Raw genomic sequence first — 17,337 nt, 5'->3', positions numbered from 1 at the left:
TAGCTTCGTCAAACTTGCTGAACCTACGACATCTAGTGCTTGCGCATGTTTTTCTCGCTACTCAAACCTCTAGCAGTTGCTTATAGTTTTAGATAGCTATTTTTTAAGATAAAAAGGTGGGCTTCGGCTCACCTTTTTTGTGTTTGACGTTCGGATGTTTAAGAAGCAGGAGAGCTGATCCCCAAGGTGGCTATTTATGGCCTCACAAAATTGGGCAGTAATTCGATACGTTTAAGCCAATTGAGTAAGTTTTTATAAGGCAATAACTCCAGCCCACCTTCCTCTGCATTATGCGTATACGCATATAAGCTAATATCCGCAAGACTCACATCATCTCCTAATATGTAGGCTTTATTTTGAAGATGTTCGTTCAAATAACTAAGAATGTCTTTTGACTTCTCAAACTTCTGCTGATATTCGGCCAGTCTACTGGGCATCATATCCTGGAATTTTTTAATAAAACGCACAGAGGCTATGTTAGGTCGAACCTCAGTTTGTTCATAGAGTAACCATTGCCACATTTCTGCGTACTTTATGGCAGCGTTTGGAATAAGTGATGAGCCATCCGCCAAATATCTGATGATCGCATTCGACTCTAATATTTTGGTAGGTTTGCAACCAATAGATGAGTCGTCAGGTTCGATTAATAAAACGGGTACTTGACCTAGTGGATTGATTTGTAAGAATGCCTCTTGTCGGCTTTCTTGTGTCAATATATCGACCTCAACCCACTGGTAATCAATGTTTAATAATGCGCAAGTTAGGCGCGTTTTATAGCTATTTCCGGATATTTTATTACCGTATAAGGTGTACATGGCTTATCCTTGTTATAACAATCAAGTGGTAATATATCTATCATCAGCATTGAATGCTAGGGTTAAGTACATTTAGGAGTTAAGCCATGTCAGGAATCACAGATCTCAATGAGCTATTGAGTTCGATGCAGCCCGCACTGATGGTCGTGTGACGATTATGATGCCACATCCTGAGCGTAACCTAAAAGCCTACAATCATAGCTGGAAACCAGAAGAGTGGGATGAGGACGGTGCGTGGATACGTATGTTCCGTAACGCTTGTGCTTGGTTTAGATAGGCTAAGCTAAGTTAGCTTAAAGTATTATTTTAGATGTAAAAAAAGGTGGGCGTAATGCTCACCTTTTTTGTGTATGTACCTAAAGTATTTGTTAACTCTCTCTTATGTCCTTTAGTGTATACTTAGGCTTAGCTTGACCAACCTGAATAACACAGAATTTCACAGAAACATATTTGTGTAAATATTCGCGATTTATAACATCTGGATCTGAAAAAGAATTATCAATCTTTCCTCTTATTAAAGTTTGGTTAGAATTTTCTATGAACTCGAAATTTCTAGAGTGGGGTAAAATTCCTACGAATTCACCACTATACTCTTCTTCATATTCATTAATGTTTTCATCTGAAAATCTACTAATGAGTTTATCTAGAGTTTCTTTTGAATCGATTCTTACTAGGTTCTGGTTATACTCAATTGCAAATAAAGCCTCACTGCGAAGCATAAGATCAAGAAAATCATATACTTTACGAACAGCTCTAGGATGAATATCTTCTATTACATCGCTAATTTGTTCATCTGTACCATCAATACCATAACTTAATAATTTTTGAATATCGTCGATAGCTTCTTCAGTCCCGTTTCTTTCTGCGAGCAAATCTTGATTAGGTTCTGGTAATTCTAGTTCGAAGCCAAATGAGCCTGTTGCAGTGCCAGTAATTAACAGTTGGTTTTGTTCTTTGTTTGGTATAGGGCCACAAGAACTTAAATTATTATTTAGACTAGCTACTACACTTGCAATCATATCATTTAAACAATCAAGAGCTTTGCCAGAAAATTCTGCTGTAATACCGTGACTTCTATCAACTGGTTTGCCTCTAAATGTAAAAGTGGTCGTTTTAACTAATCTACGAGTATCAATTCTTTGAATATTTTCTTGTACACTTTGAAGACGAGACTCTAGACTTATTCTATCAACGATAGCATAAGAGGGCGTTTTTTCAATTAGACTTTCAAGTGTACTTTTTTCAGCAAGCAACTTGTTGTAATCGCTTTCACGCATGATTAGACTCTGTATTTAAACTAGTAAGATATTCAGCAGCTCTTTTGTCATCTTCAGGAGATAAAGTCATTTGAAAAAAACCTTTCCAAAGATTAGTTTCTTTTTGGTGTGACCACATGCTATACCAGTAAGTACAACGCTCAATTGAGTCTGCATTGAACTCCGCATCCATATCTACCCAATAACAATCGACCCTGTATTGAGTCTTTGCCTGTGGAGCACTGAATAAAGGTAAATTTTGACTAACCCAATCTTCAAAATTGGGTACAGTGTTGCATAAATTAGAGAAAGTGACTACATCAATATCGTTTGGAGCGCGTCCAGCCAATACCTCTACATTCTCAACAAAACTACCGTTTATCCATTGAAAACCTGTTGTAATACCAGCAGAGTAGAGCGCTTGCCTGTATTCTAAGAATCCTATCAATATATCTATTCGTTGAGCTGAAAGAGCAAAATCTTTCACAAATTGAATAATATTGACTAAATATGGAGAACGATTGGTGCTATGTCCTGCTTCACCAACAGCAACTGGCGGTACAACTCCTTGTATATTCCACATTCTATATCTCTTTAAATGTTCTGAACAATTCTTGAGTGCTCTAAAAGAATAACTATATAAATTAATTATAGACTAAATTCCACATTTATACTGTATATATATAAATTGTAATTTATTTTTGAAATAGTTTAGCAAGGTGTTTCTTGAGTAGTTATTAGCTATATATCTAATACTCTATACCTCCTACTCAACGCCTACAATCTGCACCCATTTTCCCTTTCGGTTACTGGGGACGAAAAGCAGATGAGAGTCACAAAATATATCTAGGAGCGAAAAAATGTCAGGTATCACAGATATAAACGAACTGCTCAGTTCGATGCAGCCAGCACTGATTGATGAGTTATTTGTTTTTTGTACCGTGAAAGGTCAACTGGCGGAATACGTAAACTTAGCGCCAATAGCGACGTTTGTAGAGACAGAAGGGCTGACTCTGGTTTTGACAAAAGACAAAGCTGACGAGGCAGGTTTACAGTACGAAGGCGTATTTCGGCAAATCATTCTAACGGTGCATTCAAGCCTAGAAGCGGTAGGTCTAACCGCAGCCGTGTCAACCCAACTGACCTCAAAAGGTATTAGCGCCAATGTGATCGCTGCCTATTATCACGACCATATATTTGTATCGGAGGATAAGGCGGAGCAGGCGCTATCTGCGTTAAAAGAGCTGAGTAATATATAACATTTTTAAGAATGATAAGGTAAATAGTAAAAGAGAAGGTATGAGACAATACATAGCTTTCGTAACTAAAGTAGTTAAAAAAACCTCTAAAAATGAAAGCTAATATGTTTTTACCGAACTATGTATATTCCAAAATTTTTTAGCATTAGCAATCAACTCATGAACCTTAGCACTTCTTAACATCAAAAAAAACGGCACTGAAATCAGTACCGTTTTATCAGTCGTGATAATTTAAACCCTAACCACGAGTTCTCAAATACTGACGCACTACGTTATCAATCCCAGCTTAAAATTACCTTACCGCATTGCCCACTTTCCATGATATCAAAGCCTTCTTGAAAGTCATCAATGTGCATGCGATGGGTAATGATTGGCGACAGATCAATACCGCTAATCAGCATTTGCTCCATCTGATACCACGTCTCCCACATCTCACGGCCATAAATACCTTTTAGGGTTAACGCCTTAAAAATAATCTTGCTCCAATCCACCGTGGTGGTGTTAGGCAAAATGCCTAAGAGCGCAATTTTAGAGCCGTTATACATATTACTAATCATCGAGTCAAAGGCCTGAGGCGAGCCTGACATCTCAAGCCCAATATCAAAGCCGTGCATTTTTAACTCAGCAATGGCGCCTTCGATGGTTTCACCTTTGGCTGGGTTGATGGTCATCGTCGCGCCCATCTTTTTGGCAAGCGCTAAGCGATAATCACTGATATCGCTGACCACGATATTACGTGCCCCTGCGAAGCGGCAAATCGCTGTCGCCATAGAACCAATCAGCCCTGCGCCCGTAATCAGCACATCTTCACCAAGGACAGGGAATGAAAGGGCAGTATGCGTGGCATTACCAAAGGGGTCCATAATGGCTGCCATCTCATCGCTGATACGCTCATCGAGTTTGATGACATTATCGGCAGGTATCACCAAATATTCGGCAAATGCGCCGTCGCGATCAACGCCCACACCTATGGTGTTTTCGCACACATGTAGCTTACCACGGCGGCAGTTACGGCAATGCCCGCAAGCGATATGGCCTTCGCCTGTGACTCGATCACCCACTTCAAAGTGCTTTACACCATCGCCCATTTCACTAATGATACCGACGTATTCGTGTCCGATGATCATCGGCGTCTTGATGGTTCTTTCTGACCATTCATCCCACTTATAAATGTGCAAATCTGTCCCACAAATGGCGGTTTTTTTAATTTTAATTTTAACGTCATTGATGCCAACCGTAGGTTCTGGCATGTCTTGCATCCAGATGCCTTTTTTGGCATGGGCTTTAACCAGTGCTTTCATACTTTTCTCTTATTTAACGGTGTTGTACTTAATGGTTGAATCTAGGTAAATATCGAGCGACGCTTAATCAATCACCTTCATTTGCTTGGCGACTTTGATAAAGGCGGCGATACACTTGTCTAGCTGCTCGCGAGTATGGGCGGCAGAGAGCTGGACACGGATGCGAGCCTCGTCTTTGGGTACGACAGGGTAAAAGAAGCCAATCACATAAATGCCCTCGCTAAGCAGTTCATCTGCCATTTGCTGGGAGACATTGGCGTCATAGAGCATCACAGCACAAATGGCCGATTCGGTAGGCTTGATATCGAAGCCCGCGTCTTGCATTTGCTTCACAAAATAGGCGGTATTTTCATGCAATTTATCTTGTAGGGTATTGTCTTGCGACAGCATTTCAAACGCTTTTACCCCAGCCGCCGCCACCATGGGAGGAATGGAGTTTGAAAACAGATACGGGCGTGAGCGTTGACGCAACATCTCTATGATTTCTTTTTTACCTGTCGTAAAGCCGCCAATAGCACCGCCAAACGCCTTGCCTAAAGTACCCGTGATCAGCTCAATATCACCACGTAGATCAAACAATTCAGTCACACCGCCACCCGTGCGACCGACCACGCCTGCTGAATGCGACTCGTCAATCATCACCATGGCATCATATTTTTGTGCCAACGCATAAATCTCATCCATTGGCGCCACATTACCATCCATTGAAAACACACCATCGGTCACAATCAAACGAAAACGCTGTGCTTGCGCCGCTTGTAATTGCGTTTCTAAATCTTGCATATCCGCATTGGCATAGCGATAACGAGCCGCTTTACACAGGCGCACACCGTCGATGATTGAGGCATGATTTAACGAATCAGAAATAATGGCATCTTCGCTGGTCAGTAATGGCTCAAAGGCACCGCCATTGGCATCGAAACAGGCCGCATAAAGAATCGTATCTTCGGTATTAAAAAACTTAGAAATTGACGCTTCTAATTGCTTATGCAAATCTTGCGTACCACAAATAAAACGCACCGATGACATACCATAACCTGAGTTTTCGATGGCTTGGATAGCCGCCTTTTTAATCTCAGGGTGGTCAGACAGTCCAAGGTAATTATTGGCACAGAAGTTAAGCATCTCACGGCCATCGGCGATCTTGATGAGCGCATCTTGCGGAGAGGTGATAACGCGCTCGGTTTTATACAATCCCGCTGCACGTATATCACTGATTTCTTGTTGTAAGTGTTTCTGAAAGTCTTGATACATAAAGATTCCTTTTTTAATATTATTGGCGTTTGCTGAGGGTCTGTTGGATGTTCAACAGACCCTAATAGTGTAGATATTAATACTGCTGATAGAACCAAACTATTTGCTTATTAGGGCGTGTCTTCATTTCAAAAATGGTGATAAAAATGAGATAAATTGCCGTCAAACAAGGAAAATAGCGCAGATAATATCGGGATATTAACCAGCTATTTGACGATGTTTGGCAAGATTTAGCTATTTTTAGCCCATTTAGAGGACTATCGAGTGAATTGAAGACACGCCCTAGTATGGACTACCCACAAATCGCCAAATACTGACGTACGACATTATCCATGCCTTGCTCTAGCGACTCAATCGTAAAGGCATGACCAATTGACACCTCAGCGATATCACTAAGCGCGAGCAGATCAGCCAAATTTTCCAAATTCAAATCATGACCCGCATTGACGCGGATACCGTTTTGATTGGCTAGGTTGATACAATCGCTAAAGCGTTGCTTGACCTCATCGAAATCAATATTGTCATCGCTCTTACCATTACTGTAAGCGCGCGCCCATTCTTCGGTATACATCTCGATCGTCTGTACATCACTCTCGATGACCGCTTTGATTTGTTCGATATCAGGGTCGATGAACACCGCACAGCGCGTACCGAACGCTTGCAGTTCTTTGCTCAATGTTGATAAAAACTCATGATGGGTGATGATATCAAAGCCATGATCAGAGGTCAGCTGATCGTCACTGTCTGGCACGAGCGTACATTGATGTGGTTTTACCTCACGGATAATCTTTAAAAACTGCTCATTCGGATTACCTTCGATATTGAACTCAATCTCTGGATAGTCCTTTAAGAATGCACTGATATCATAGACATCTTGGTATCTGATATGACGCTCATCGGGTCTTGGGTGTACGGTAAAGCCTTTGACACCTAGATCAATCAGCTTCTTCACAAAATACAACAGATTAGGGTAGTCAGTACCGCGAGAGTTACGGATCAAAGCCAACTTATTCAAATTTACGCTAAACAATGTGCTCATAATATTTCCTTTCTCATTGTTGTTATGGATAGATTTTTGGTTATTAATGGCTAATAAAAATCGTTGGTATCAGCATATTTCTTATTCAATGCCTTTAAAATAGCATAAGTCTCTAAATCTACTTCGCCCGTTGGATTCAGAGGTCGAAAGTGCAGCTGAAAGGCATAGATGACATCACGACTGGCTTTGTCCCATTCGTCACTATTATTTATCTGATAGCCATAATCACGAAACTGCTGCTTGATCTCAGGTATCGTGGCCGCTGCAAATGCTTCTATATCCATAAAAGCAAACTTATCAGCGTCATCATACCAAGCACCGATGCCATATTGCTTATACAACTGCTGCCAAGGGAACTTGGCACCGGGGTCTATCTTACGTGAGGGTGCCATATCAGAATGACCGATGATATTCTTTGGTGAGATGTCATATCTTGCCGTGATATCTTGCACCAGCTCCGCGACTTTTTTAATCTGTAACTCGTCAAAAGCCACATAATGCTCATAAGGATGATACGCCAGCTTGCCGTCTTTTAGGGCATTTTGATACTCAGGTGCAATTCCTGCATTGACGATTTCTATACCGATAGAAGTATCGTTCAAAATGGTTCTACCTGCAAAACCGCCATCACCCGCATGCCAAGCGCGTTCATTTTCTGGTACTAAATTATAAATTTTATTATCGTCATTATCTAACACTAGATAGTGAGCGCTGACCTTGCCTGTGGTCAGTGTTTTGATGGATCTGTCATTGTCTGAGACCGTATAGTGCAAGACGATGGTTTTGATGCGTTCGCTTTTGCCAGTGGCTTGATAGGTTTTACTATCCACGATGTAGCTCTTGGTGGTCGCTACTGGAGAGGTAGTGGTCACGCAGCCTGATAAAAACATCATGCCAAGAACAGTAGTAAGAAAGACGGTATTTTTTATCATATTATGTTTTGCTTAGAATAAATGATTTCATACATTTTAGTATCAGCCATTATGATAGCGAGAGTGTGACATTAAATCATAGTGGATTTTTGAATCGATAATATCTGCTACAAAAAATCCGCTAGGACTATAATCCGAGCGGAAACCATGATAAATCATTTTAAGTAGTTTGAGTGATGTGCTAAATGAAAAAAGTAATCAATGCACGTCGGAGTATCTTCTTCTGAGAGTACCATCCGCACCTTGCGATCCATCTCTGCTATACCAAGCAAAGCTTGCCGTATTAGCACCAGTCTTAGTAATGACCGTATCACCATTATCGACACATGGGCCATAGGTTATCTTTTCCCTGAACTCCATCTTATCGGCAGTTGCATTCAACAGCGTCAATACTCCACCACATTGCAATGATGGATAGTCAATTTTATATTGACCGCCGACTATTGCAAGCTTGATAGTCCAACTTTCCTCAATGTCGTATTGGTAACCTTGACCCTCCCATATACCTTGAAAGCTATTGGTAGCTGATGAGGCCTGTAGATTTGAGTTCACCTTAACCTTAGCAGTGTCGGACATCGCGATTTGGCTACAAGCGCTTAATGCCAAGATGGGGATGGTCAGTAATAGTTTTCTATTAAACACTGATGGCTCCATAATAATGTTTGCGTTATATATAAATAATAATGAAACCCCTAGCAGTTGTATATCAATAATATTTTGTCATCATTCATAAAATGAAAGCTTGGCCGTATTTATCAGGGTCAGGTTTTAAGTTTTTTGAATCTTCTTAGCCAAGACCTTTTTCCAACTCTCTTCCAAACACTCAATCGCGAGCCATGGCTCGATCACATCAGCATTGTATTTCTCTTTAGAGTTGGCCAGTTGCCACAGTGTCTCAAGTGTTGCAAACGGATAGGGGCGTTCTATCAAGTAAACTGGTAAACCTGCATCAATCAGACCGTCACGTACGACTTGGAAATACCAGCCAGAGATACCTTGTTTGCTTACCCATGCTGCGATATTTGGCACTTTGGTAAACTGTCCGATTTGATCGTTAATCTTGTAGCAGGGGCGTCGCGGTTGAACGATACGTAGCTGAACGCAATCGCCATCATTACTATTGTCTTGACCGTTCTCAAAATGTCCACCATATTGAAAAACATCACCAATGCAAACCGTAGACTCAGTCATTTCCGGTAGGCCATTGACAGATTCGGTCGTAAGGTTTTCGCCCAATGTACCGACGCGTACCTTTAGGCCAAACTCTGTATTGATTCTCTCATAAGTCGCAGGCGCCAGTTGATGCACGGCTTTTAGCGGGCCGCCATGATGTTTACGATCGGCTTGCTCATCAGTGATCAAACCCATGAAATTGACCGCGACAGGCGCTTTGATTGGCGCTTTGTCAATGGCACTCAGTTGCTCACGGGTGAATGGCATAGATTTGCCAGCGCGGACGCAGGTTAAGTTGGCGATATGTAGTGGCAGGTCTTGGTTAAAATCTGGCTTGCTTTGTGCCGTTGCTGGTAGCGTAGATATCATCGGTTCTGTGCTCATAAGCCGCTCTGATGGTTGGTTGTTTTTTGAGGCAGTAATGCTGTCTGGTTGCTGATATCTTAGCGTAATCTTGAACCATTTTCAGAATATTTATCAGTGCGTGTACTAGACACAGAACCGCTTATTTTTACATAAAAAAAAGACCAGAATAATCATCTGGTCTTTTTGGTGGTACGTTTTTCAATGTTGAACAGATATCGTAATCAACAGTCTTATTTGTTTTTGTTACGACGACCCGCAGTTTTCTTTTCACGTGGCACAGCGACCAGCTCAGCCAACTGCTCAGGTGATGACCATAGGCCTTCTAAGTCATAGAACTCACGTGCTTGTGGCGTCATCATGTGGACGACAACTGCGCCCAAATCGATTAACGTCCAATCAGAGTCGATACCGCCTTCACGGCCAAGTGGCATAAAGCCAGCTTGCTTGGCTTCAGCGCCGACACTGTCAGCCATCGCGCGTACGTGGCGCTTAGACGTACCATCAGCGATGATGATGCGTTCTGTTACGTCAGTCAAATCTTCTACATTCATCACGGTGATGTTTTTTGCTTTCATGTCGTCTAGAGCAGTTTCAACAACGGCTAAGCATTCTTTTAAGCGTTCTTCGGTCATGGTGTTGGTCATAAATTTTGATCTCTTGAATCGTAAATATTAAAAATAAAAAGGTAAATCGTCAATTTGCATGCGTTGGCATTGTCGAATGAACTAGATGTCGCCCGTCACATATACAGACAGGATAGGCAAAGTGACAAAGATAAGGCGATTTTAACGGAATTGAGCAGCAGAATATAGCTGATGGGCGATAATATATTGATAAACAGCAGGATTTAGCCATTTAGCTAATGGATTAAGTTCAGTATTGCACATGATATCATTTATTGGTTGCAAAGATGCGATTTGCATTTCGGCAGTGTGCTTTATATTTAATGCGTGAGAGATTTGCTGAAGTTTTTGACGTACTTGCGTGCTGGATACGGCTGTCACAGGGCGCGGGTCTATATAAATGTGACCTTGATAGTTATTTTTTAGAGCGCTTTTATTTACCAGTACTTGAGCGTTGGCCATTATCAATTCAGTCGTTGAGTCGATTACCAAACATTGCAGCTCCGCGGGTAGTTGTGACTGCAATTCAGTCACGTCTTGCGTTATAAAGCTTTCGTCCACGAGTTTCGGCATATCTTCAGCGAGATTATGATTATTAATATTGGTTTTAATATCAGCATCAGCATCCGACACGCTATCACGATTGAAAATCCACAGATTGACGTAGTCAGTCAGCCCAAGTCCTTCTTTCCATTTGCTCAAACTCAGCGCACTGTCCATGCCGATGATGAATATCAAACTGTCATGCGGATAGCGCTGCCGTAACGCACGTACGCTATCGATCGTATAGACAGGTGGCGCTTGCCACAGTTCAAGCTCATCTATCTTTATCGGTGTATTGATTGTCGCCAGTTTTAACATAGCCAAACGATGCTTGGGATCGGTGCTTTGTTGTTTAAAAGGTGAGCGAGCATTGGGCAATAGTGAAACATGCAACTCATAATTTAGCTGCTTCGCCATCGGCAATAAATGCTGATAAACGTACATGGCTATTTGCAAATGACCTTTATGCACAGGATCAAATGAACCACCAAGATAAGCACGGATGGCAGGCGCAGGATGTTGAGTCTGTTTATGGTTAGTCATATTAAGCATAAATTGTCGGTCATATTAGGTATAAATAACGAGGTCAAATGGCTGGTAAGAAAAACGTGATGGTGGATTCAAAAGAAACGATAGCGCTATTGTAGTGGGCAGGTCAGCTTCTGTCATTAAAACGGTAATAAAAAGCCGACCATCATAGTGACAGTCGGCTTAGTTATATATTGCTAATCACCAAAATTTTAATCAGCAAATTTCTCATCAATAAACAGTGTGACGATTAAATCAAATTTTTTAAATCAAATCGCTATGCGCCTGAATAGCAGTCAGCGCGATGGTGTAGACAATATCGTCAACCAATGCACCACGAGATAAATCGTTTACTGGCTTATTCAAACCTTGTAGCATCGGCCCAACACTGATGACATTGGCACTACGCTGTACGGCTTTATACGTGGTGTTACCCGTATTTAGATCTGGAAAGATAAAGACGTTGGCTTGTCCGGCAACGGGTGAGTCAGGCGCTTTTTGTTTACCGACACTCATGACCGATGCAGCGTCATACTGTAATGGGCCATCAACGGCAAGTGTTGGTTCACGTTCACGAACGATTTGGGTCGCGCGGATGACTTTTTCAACATCTGCGCCTGTACCTGATGAGCCAGTAGAGTAGCTGATCATTGCTACTTTTGGTTCGATACCAAATGCTGCTGCAGACTGGGCAGATTGGATAGCGATTTCAGCCAGCTCTTCCGCCGTTGGGTCAGGGTTGATGGCGCAATCACCATACACCACGACTTGCTCAGGTAGCAGCATAAAGAAGATAGAAGATACCAATGAGTACTGCGGTGCCGTTTTAATTAACTGGAATGCTGGGCGTACGGTGTTGGCAGTCGTGTGCACAGCACCTGAGACCAATCCATCCACTTCACCCATCTGTAGCATGATAGTACCTAAGAATACGGTGTCTTCAAGCTGTTCAGCAGCGACCAATTCGGTCGTTTTGCCTTTACGACGTTCAACGACCGCAGCGATATACTTGCTCATATCAAGCGTGTCAGGATCCATAATCTCAATGCCTTCTGGCAAGATTAAATCGCGATTTTTGGCAACTTGTTCCACTTCGCTGCGTTTTGCGAGCAGTACGCAATCAGCGATACCACGGCTTTGACAGATACAGGCAGCTTCTACCGTACGTGGCTCAGCACCTTCTGGCAATACGATGCGTTTCTTAGCTGCTTGTGCTTTTTTGACCACTTGATGACGGAAGGCGGCAGGCGATAGGCGCGGCTGATGGTCATGGCTAAAGTATTCTTTAATCCAGCTTAGATTTAAGTGCGCGGCCACATAGCGTGTGACTTCTTGTGCACGCTCAATATCATCGTTTGGAATCTCAGCACTCATGTGCATCAAGCTCTGTACGGTCTCAAAGCTATCCGTTTCAACACTCATGACAGGAATACCTGTTTTGAGTGCAGATTGCCATAGCTCAGCGACAGTTGCATTTGGTGAGACGCCACCAGTCAGTACTAGACCTGCTAACGGGATACCGTTAATACAGGCCAATGCGGCGGCGAGTAATAAGTCATCACGATCGCCAGGTACGACGATGAGCGTACCACGTTTGAATACTTCATCAACGCGCGCGACTGAACGAGCTGTCAAACTAATATGATTGATACGGCGTGTCTTTGCTTCACCGACATTTAACCAAGTAGCATCTAGCTCTGCGGCGATATCCCACGTACGTGGCACTGACAATGAATCGCTAAAAGGTACCACGCCGATTAGGCGGAATCGATCGGTATCAAAATGTGGCGACAGACGTTGCACTTCTTGCATGAACCCAGCATCCAAGCTGACCATGGCTTCGCCCGGTGCTACAGGCTGAGTGTCAAAAGTATTTGGCACATCATGCACACGCATCAAGATGCAGCCTAAAGTACGCTCATGCGCGATACCGCCAAATTCACGAGCATGCACATCCAGCTTATCGGCTAAATGAGCTGGGTTTTTGGTATCGACTGTACTCACAAAGATGATTTTGGCATCTAAAGCGTGGGCAATAGCGCGGTTAATTTGTGATGCATAAGAGGCTTCAGTAGTGGGTACTAAACCTTCACAAATCACGACGTCTTGGTCATCACCGATGCTATGGAAGTTTTCGATCACTTCTTCCATCAATTCATCAAGATTGCCATCACCAATCATACGCTCAACGCGCTGACGGTTGATAGATTTAGGCGGTGTCAGACCGAATGCATGCATGGTTAATGCGCTTGAGCTGTCTAGGCTGTTTTGCTTATCGAGCGTATCATCTTGCAAAAATGGCTTCATAAAACCGGCTTTGACGCCGTTATAATCGAGCGCACGAATGAGACCTAGCGCTGCTGATGTCAGGCCGATACCGCGACTAATAGGTACAAGTAAAATGGTTTGCATAGCATATCCTACTATTTATTTTATTATATCCGTGAGAGAGGTGTTGCTGAATGGCTAAAATGATGGCTGCTGCTTTCGCTTGTAGTGATTGGTCAGTAGAGCCGTTACTTAAAGGCTTATGTCATATAAAAATATTTATACGACATAAGCCCCTAAATAAGCATCACTGTAATAGTCGAGCTATTTTCTATTGTAGACCCAATGCTTGGCGGGTTTCTTTAGCGATCTGGCATTCTTCATCAGTTGGGACAACCCACAGCTCGATGCTACTACCTTCGTCTTGGAAGCTGCCTTCTGCACCGCCGACTAAATCATCATTCTTTTCAGCATCAAACTGGATACCGAAGTGGCGCATAACATCTAAGATGCGAGCACGTGTGGTTGCTGAGTTTTCACCAATACCACCAGTAAAGACGATACCAGTAAAGTCAGGTAGCGCACAGCTTAGACTGGCTAGGTATTTACCGACACGATAGCAGAACATTTCGATGGCGAGTTGAGCGTCTTTATGGCCTTCATTCGCTGCTTGTTCGATCGTACGCAAGTCATTCGACAGACCTGAGATACCCAATAAGCCACTTTCACTATTAAGCATAGTATCGATTTCTTCTAGGCTCATACCCAGTTTACGCTTGAGATGAATGTGCAAGCTAGGATCGACGTCACCACTACGCGTACCCATCATTAGGCCTTCAAGCGGGGTCAGACCCATGCTCGTATCCAAGCTTTCACCGTTATAGACGGCAGTCGCTGAGCAACCATTGCCTAGATGAGCGGTCAGCCAACCATGTGGACCTTTAGCATCTGTAATTTCGCTGGCACGCTCTGAGACATAAGCATGTGAGGTGCCATGGAAGCCGTAGCGACGGATTTTTTCTTCTTCGTATAGTGCTTTTGGAATTGGATAGCGGTAAGCAACTGGTGGCATCGTTTGGTGAAATGCAGTATCAAAAACGACCACTTGTGGGATGTCAGGATAAATGGCTTCAACCGCTTCAATACCTAATGCATTAGCAGGGTTGTGTAGAGGTGCTAGGATTTTTAAGCGTTTTACTTCATCAAGTACATGTTGGTCAACACGGACGGCTTTTGAGTACTCACGACCGCCGTGAACCACACGATGTCCTACAGCGACAAAATGATATTGCTCAAGTAGTGCTAGGATTTTTTGAAGCGCTAACTCATGACGACCACCAGGGATGGTAATCTCAAGTTTTTCGCCGTTTAAAGTAGTATGTTTGATACGAGCGGTATCAAGCCCCAAGTTTTCGGCAAGACCGGTAATACGAGTGGATTCGTCTTCGCTGATTAGCGCATATTTGATAGAAGATGAACCACAGTTGAGAACCAAAGTAGGGTTGATAAGTTTTGATCTGCCGGTATTACGATCATTAAAGATGGGGGTGCTATCGCTCATGCTCTATCCTTAGATTATGTTTTTTGACAAGGGGTGAATCATAGCGGATTAATTTCCGCCGAACAAACAAAAATCAGCAGACCTTTCATAAAAATGAAATAAGCGATATCACGCTTACAGGTCTACCAATAAATCCCTACTCGTCACTTTGTTTGGTTGCTTCTAGCAATCCATCAAAGCGATATTTTCGGAGTATAATGTAACACAATTAGTATCTTATACCACAGTAACTATAAGGTTTAAGATTGAACATCGTCAAGCATTGTTACACCTGTGCACCGAATATAGCCATCAAATAGCAAGTGCTATAAAGGCAAGATTGCCCGCAATAAAAATTGTAAGAAAGTTTTTCAAAATGTGTTTAACCGTGTTTTGCACCATAAAACTGTGTTTTACACACAACAATTGCCATATGAATTGTGTCGATTTCTCAAAATTTACCAAATAATACGTATCAATTATTATCGCCACAAGCTGTATTTATAAATCATAAAGTTAGCAAAATTATTGGTCAATCACCCTCAAGAGGCTTACTGCTTTCCTGATACAATGCTATGCTTACATAGATTATAATATTTTGAATATTTCAGTCGTAAACGTCCTGTTTTCAATCATATTCACACTGCTGCAAGGTTATTTGCCCTATGCTTACTATACGCCGTGTTTCAAACACTGAGTGCAATTCTCATTTATCTATTAACGCCAGTCGCCGTGCTGTTTCTGCATTGATTATCGGTAGTGCGGTCATGTTAGGGTTAACGGGCTGCGGGCAAAAGGGCGACCTCTATCTAGCCGATTCCAACAGCTCAAAGGCGGCAGGGTCAGAGATGCTGTCTAATGCTGGAGAGTCAAACAATGCAGCATCGGCAAGTAATGATGAACAGAACGCTCGCTATTTAGAGCAAGTACTATCAGACGTGAACGAAGATCCTAACGATTATTAATCGTATAAGAGCATCAATAATTCCGAATAAATTTACCTGATTTGACGAGAGACATAACCACAATGACTACAGTAACGACCCAAACAGAACAAGGGCTATATATCAACCCTGAAGCCTTAACTGCTCATTTGCCTGCGCTGAATTATCGCAACGATGCTTTACATATGGAGCAGGTCAGTATAACTGAGTTGGTCGATTGCTATGATACGCCGTGCTATGTCTACTCAAAGCAGGCGATATTGGATGTTTATCAGGCTTATACCGATAGCTTTGCCAGTCTAAAGCATCAGGTCTGCTATGCCGTTAAAGCCAACTCTAATCTTGCGGTGCTTGGCGTGTTGGCTCAGGCGGGTGCAGGGTTTGATATTGTCTCACGTGGTGAGTTGATGCGAGTATTGGCTGCAGGTGGCGACGCTGCACGCGTTGTATTCTCAGGTGTTGGCAAAACTTATGGCGATATCGAGTATGCACTTACCCAAGGTATCGGCTGCTTTAACGTTGAGTCTATTAGCGAGCTGGCTTTAATTAATGAAGTGGCACAGCAACTCGATAAATCAGCACCGATATCTCTACGAGTTAACCCTAATGTCGATGCCAAGACTCATCCCTACATCTCAACCGGTTTAAAAGACAATAAGTTCGGTATCACGCACGAAGACGCTGTCGCTGTTTATGAGCAAGCAGCCGCATTGTCGCATATTGATATCGTCGGTATTGATTGTCATATTGGCTCACAATTGACGGAAGTAGAGCCATTCGTTGCTGCATTAGACAAAGTAATTGAGTTGATACATACCCTTCGTGAAAAAGGTATTGAGCTGCGTCATATGGATTTGGGTGGTGGCTTAGGGGTGCGTTATATCGATGAGACGCCTGTGTCTATGGACGAGTTTGCTGCTGCATTATTACCAAAACTAAGCGAGCTTGGATTAACGGTATTCTTTGAACCGGGCCGCAGTATCGTTGCCAATGCGGGCGTACTATTAACGCGTGTCGACGTGTTAAAGCCTACTGAACACAAGAATTTCGCTATCGTCGATGCGGCAATGAACGACTTGATTCGCCCTGCACTGTATCAAGCAGAAATGGCCGTGATTCCAAGTGTATTACCTAGCAAAGGTATTGATACGGATGGTACGCAACCATGGGATATCGTTGGTGCAATTTGTGAGACGGGAGATTTCTTAGCAAAAGGTCGCTTGTTAGCATTGGAAGTGGGAGATACATTGGCCATCACTGGTGCCGGTGCTTATGGCTTTACCATGAGTAGCAACTATAATTCGCGTCCACGTGCTAGCGAAGTGATGGTGTCTGGTAACCATCATCAGTTGATTCGTCCGCGTGAAACGATTGAATCATTATATGAAAATGAAACATTGTGGCAGGCGCAGTAAGGCGATTAAAGACGAGCCAAAACGGTCGCAGGATTTGATGATTGAAGAGAACCCATTGTGATAATGACAATGGGTTTTTTT

16 protein-coding genes and 1 pseudogene are annotated in these 17,337 nt (G+C 42.7%); 4 read left to right on the top strand and 13 right to left on the bottom strand.

The window, feature by feature from the left end; genetic code table 11:
• Positions 1-194: 194 nt before the first annotated feature.
• Complete coding sequence (locus DFP82_RS01265; RefSeq protein WP_110921912.1) at positions 195-815, bottom strand: glutathione S-transferase family protein; 621 nt, start codon at positions 813-815, stop codon at positions 195-197.
• A 139-nt stretch (positions 816-954) separates the two neighbouring features.
• Here DFP82_RS01265 and DFP82_RS01260 point away from each other — a divergent pair.
• A pseudogene (locus tag DFP82_RS01260) lies at positions 955-1,092 on the top strand (phosphoribosylformylglycinamidine synthase subunit PurQ); the annotation flags it as partial.
• 91 nt (positions 1,093-1,183) lie between these two features.
• Here DFP82_RS01260 and DFP82_RS01255 read toward each other — a convergent pair.
• Both DFP82_RS01255 and DFP82_RS01250 read right to left on the bottom strand, forming a co-directional pair.
• Entirely contained in the window at positions 1,184-2,092 is a 909-nt protein-coding gene (locus DFP82_RS01255; RefSeq protein ID WP_110921910.1) for a hypothetical protein, read from the bottom strand.
• A complete protein-coding gene (locus DFP82_RS01250) occupies positions 2,085-2,654 on the bottom strand; it encodes a DUF6932 family protein (RefSeq protein WP_110921909.1) in 570 nt (189 codons plus the stop codon). The genes DFP82_RS01255 and DFP82_RS01250 overlap by 8 nt, the downstream gene beginning before the upstream one ends.
• 277 nt (positions 2,655-2,931) lie before the next feature.
• On the opposite strand from DFP82_RS01250, the gene DFP82_RS01245 reads away from it, so the two are divergent.
• Positions 2,932-3,330 (top strand): ACT domain-containing protein, encoded by a 399-nt coding sequence (locus DFP82_RS01245; protein ID WP_110921908.1) that lies wholly within the window; start codon positions 2,932-2,934, stop codon positions 3,328-3,330.
• Positions 3,331-3,605: 275 nt separating this feature from the next.
• On the opposite strand, the gene tdh is transcribed toward DFP82_RS01245, so the two are convergent.
• The 10 genes from tdh to DFP82_RS01195 all read right to left on the bottom strand — a co-directional run bounded on the left by tdh (position 3,606) and on the right by DFP82_RS01195 (position 14,918).
• On the bottom strand, positions 3,606-4,631 hold the full coding sequence (tdh, locus tag DFP82_RS01240; RefSeq protein ID WP_110921907.1) for an L-threonine 3-dehydrogenase: 1,026 nt from the start codon (positions 4,629-4,631) through the stop codon (positions 3,606-3,608).
• A gap of 63 nt (positions 4,632-4,694) precedes the next feature.
• Positions 4,695-5,885 carry a glycine C-acetyltransferase gene (gene kbl, locus DFP82_RS01235; protein ID WP_110921906.1) on the bottom strand — a complete coding sequence of 397 codons (1,191 nt, stop codon included), beginning with the start codon at positions 5,883-5,885 and terminating at the stop codon, positions 4,695-4,697.
• A 292-nt stretch (positions 5,886-6,177) separates the two neighbouring features.
• The gene (locus tag DFP82_RS01230) at positions 6,178-6,924 is read right to left on the bottom strand and encodes a pyridoxine 5'-phosphate synthase (RefSeq protein ID WP_110921905.1); all 747 of its coding nucleotides are present in this window, start codon (positions 6,922-6,924) and stop codon (positions 6,178-6,180) included.
• A 50-nt stretch (positions 6,925-6,974) separates the two neighbouring features.
• Positions 6,975-7,856 carry an N-acetylmuramoyl-L-alanine amidase gene (locus DFP82_RS01225; RefSeq protein ID WP_110921904.1) on the bottom strand — a complete coding sequence of 294 codons (882 nt, stop codon included), beginning with the start codon at positions 7,854-7,856 and terminating at the stop codon, positions 6,975-6,977.
• Positions 7,857-8,054: 198 nt separating this feature from the next.
• On the bottom strand, positions 8,055-8,498 hold the full coding sequence (locus tag DFP82_RS01220) for a hypothetical protein (protein ID WP_110921903.1): 444 nt from the start codon (positions 8,496-8,498) through the stop codon (positions 8,055-8,057).
• Positions 8,499-8,624: 126 nt separating this feature from the next.
• Positions 8,625-9,398, bottom strand: coding sequence for an MOSC domain-containing protein (locus DFP82_RS01215; RefSeq protein WP_110921902.1), 774 nt, complete (start codon positions 9,396-9,398; stop codon positions 8,625-8,627).
• Positions 9,399-9,625: 227 nt separating this feature from the next.
• On the bottom strand, positions 9,626-10,039 hold the full coding sequence (gene rsfS, locus DFP82_RS01210) for a ribosome silencing factor (protein ID WP_110921901.1): 414 nt from the start codon (positions 10,037-10,039) through the stop codon (positions 9,626-9,628).
• 141 nt (positions 10,040-10,180) lie between these two features.
• Positions 10,181-11,104 carry a nicotinate-nicotinamide nucleotide adenylyltransferase gene (locus DFP82_RS01205; protein WP_245905581.1) on the bottom strand — a complete coding sequence of 308 codons (924 nt, stop codon included), beginning with the start codon at positions 11,102-11,104 and terminating at the stop codon, positions 10,181-10,183.
• Positions 11,105-11,353: 249 nt separating this feature from the next.
• Positions 11,354-13,501, bottom strand: a complete 2,148-nt coding sequence (gene pta / locus DFP82_RS01200) for a phosphate acetyltransferase (protein WP_110921899.1) — start codon at positions 13,499-13,501, stop codon at positions 11,354-11,356.
• A gap of 187 nt (positions 13,502-13,688) precedes the next feature.
• The gene (locus DFP82_RS01195; RefSeq protein ID WP_110921898.1) at positions 13,689-14,918 is read right to left on the bottom strand and encodes an acetate/propionate family kinase; all 1,230 of its coding nucleotides are present in this window, start codon (positions 14,916-14,918) and stop codon (positions 13,689-13,691) included.
• Positions 14,919-15,562: 644 nt separating this feature from the next.
• Here DFP82_RS01195 and lptM point away from each other — a divergent pair.
• Together lptM and lysA are read left to right on the top strand one after the other, a co-directional pair.
• Positions 15,563-15,862, top strand: a complete 300-nt coding sequence (gene lptM / locus DFP82_RS01190; RefSeq protein WP_110921897.1) for an LPS translocon maturation chaperone LptM — start codon at positions 15,563-15,565, stop codon at positions 15,860-15,862.
• Between the two features lie 62 nt (positions 15,863-15,924).
• A complete protein-coding gene (lysA, locus tag DFP82_RS01185; protein ID WP_110921896.1) occupies positions 15,925-17,256 on the top strand; it encodes a diaminopimelate decarboxylase in 1,332 nt (443 codons plus the stop codon).
• Positions 17,257-17,337: the final 81 nt, after the last annotated feature.

Source organism: Psychrobacter fozii (genome assembly GCF_003217155.1).
GTDB lineage: Bacteria > Pseudomonadota > Gammaproteobacteria > Pseudomonadales > Moraxellaceae > Psychrobacter > Psychrobacter fozii.
Note: the sequence above shows the minus strand (reverse complement) of the source record. Positions and strands in the feature narration are given on the sequence as shown.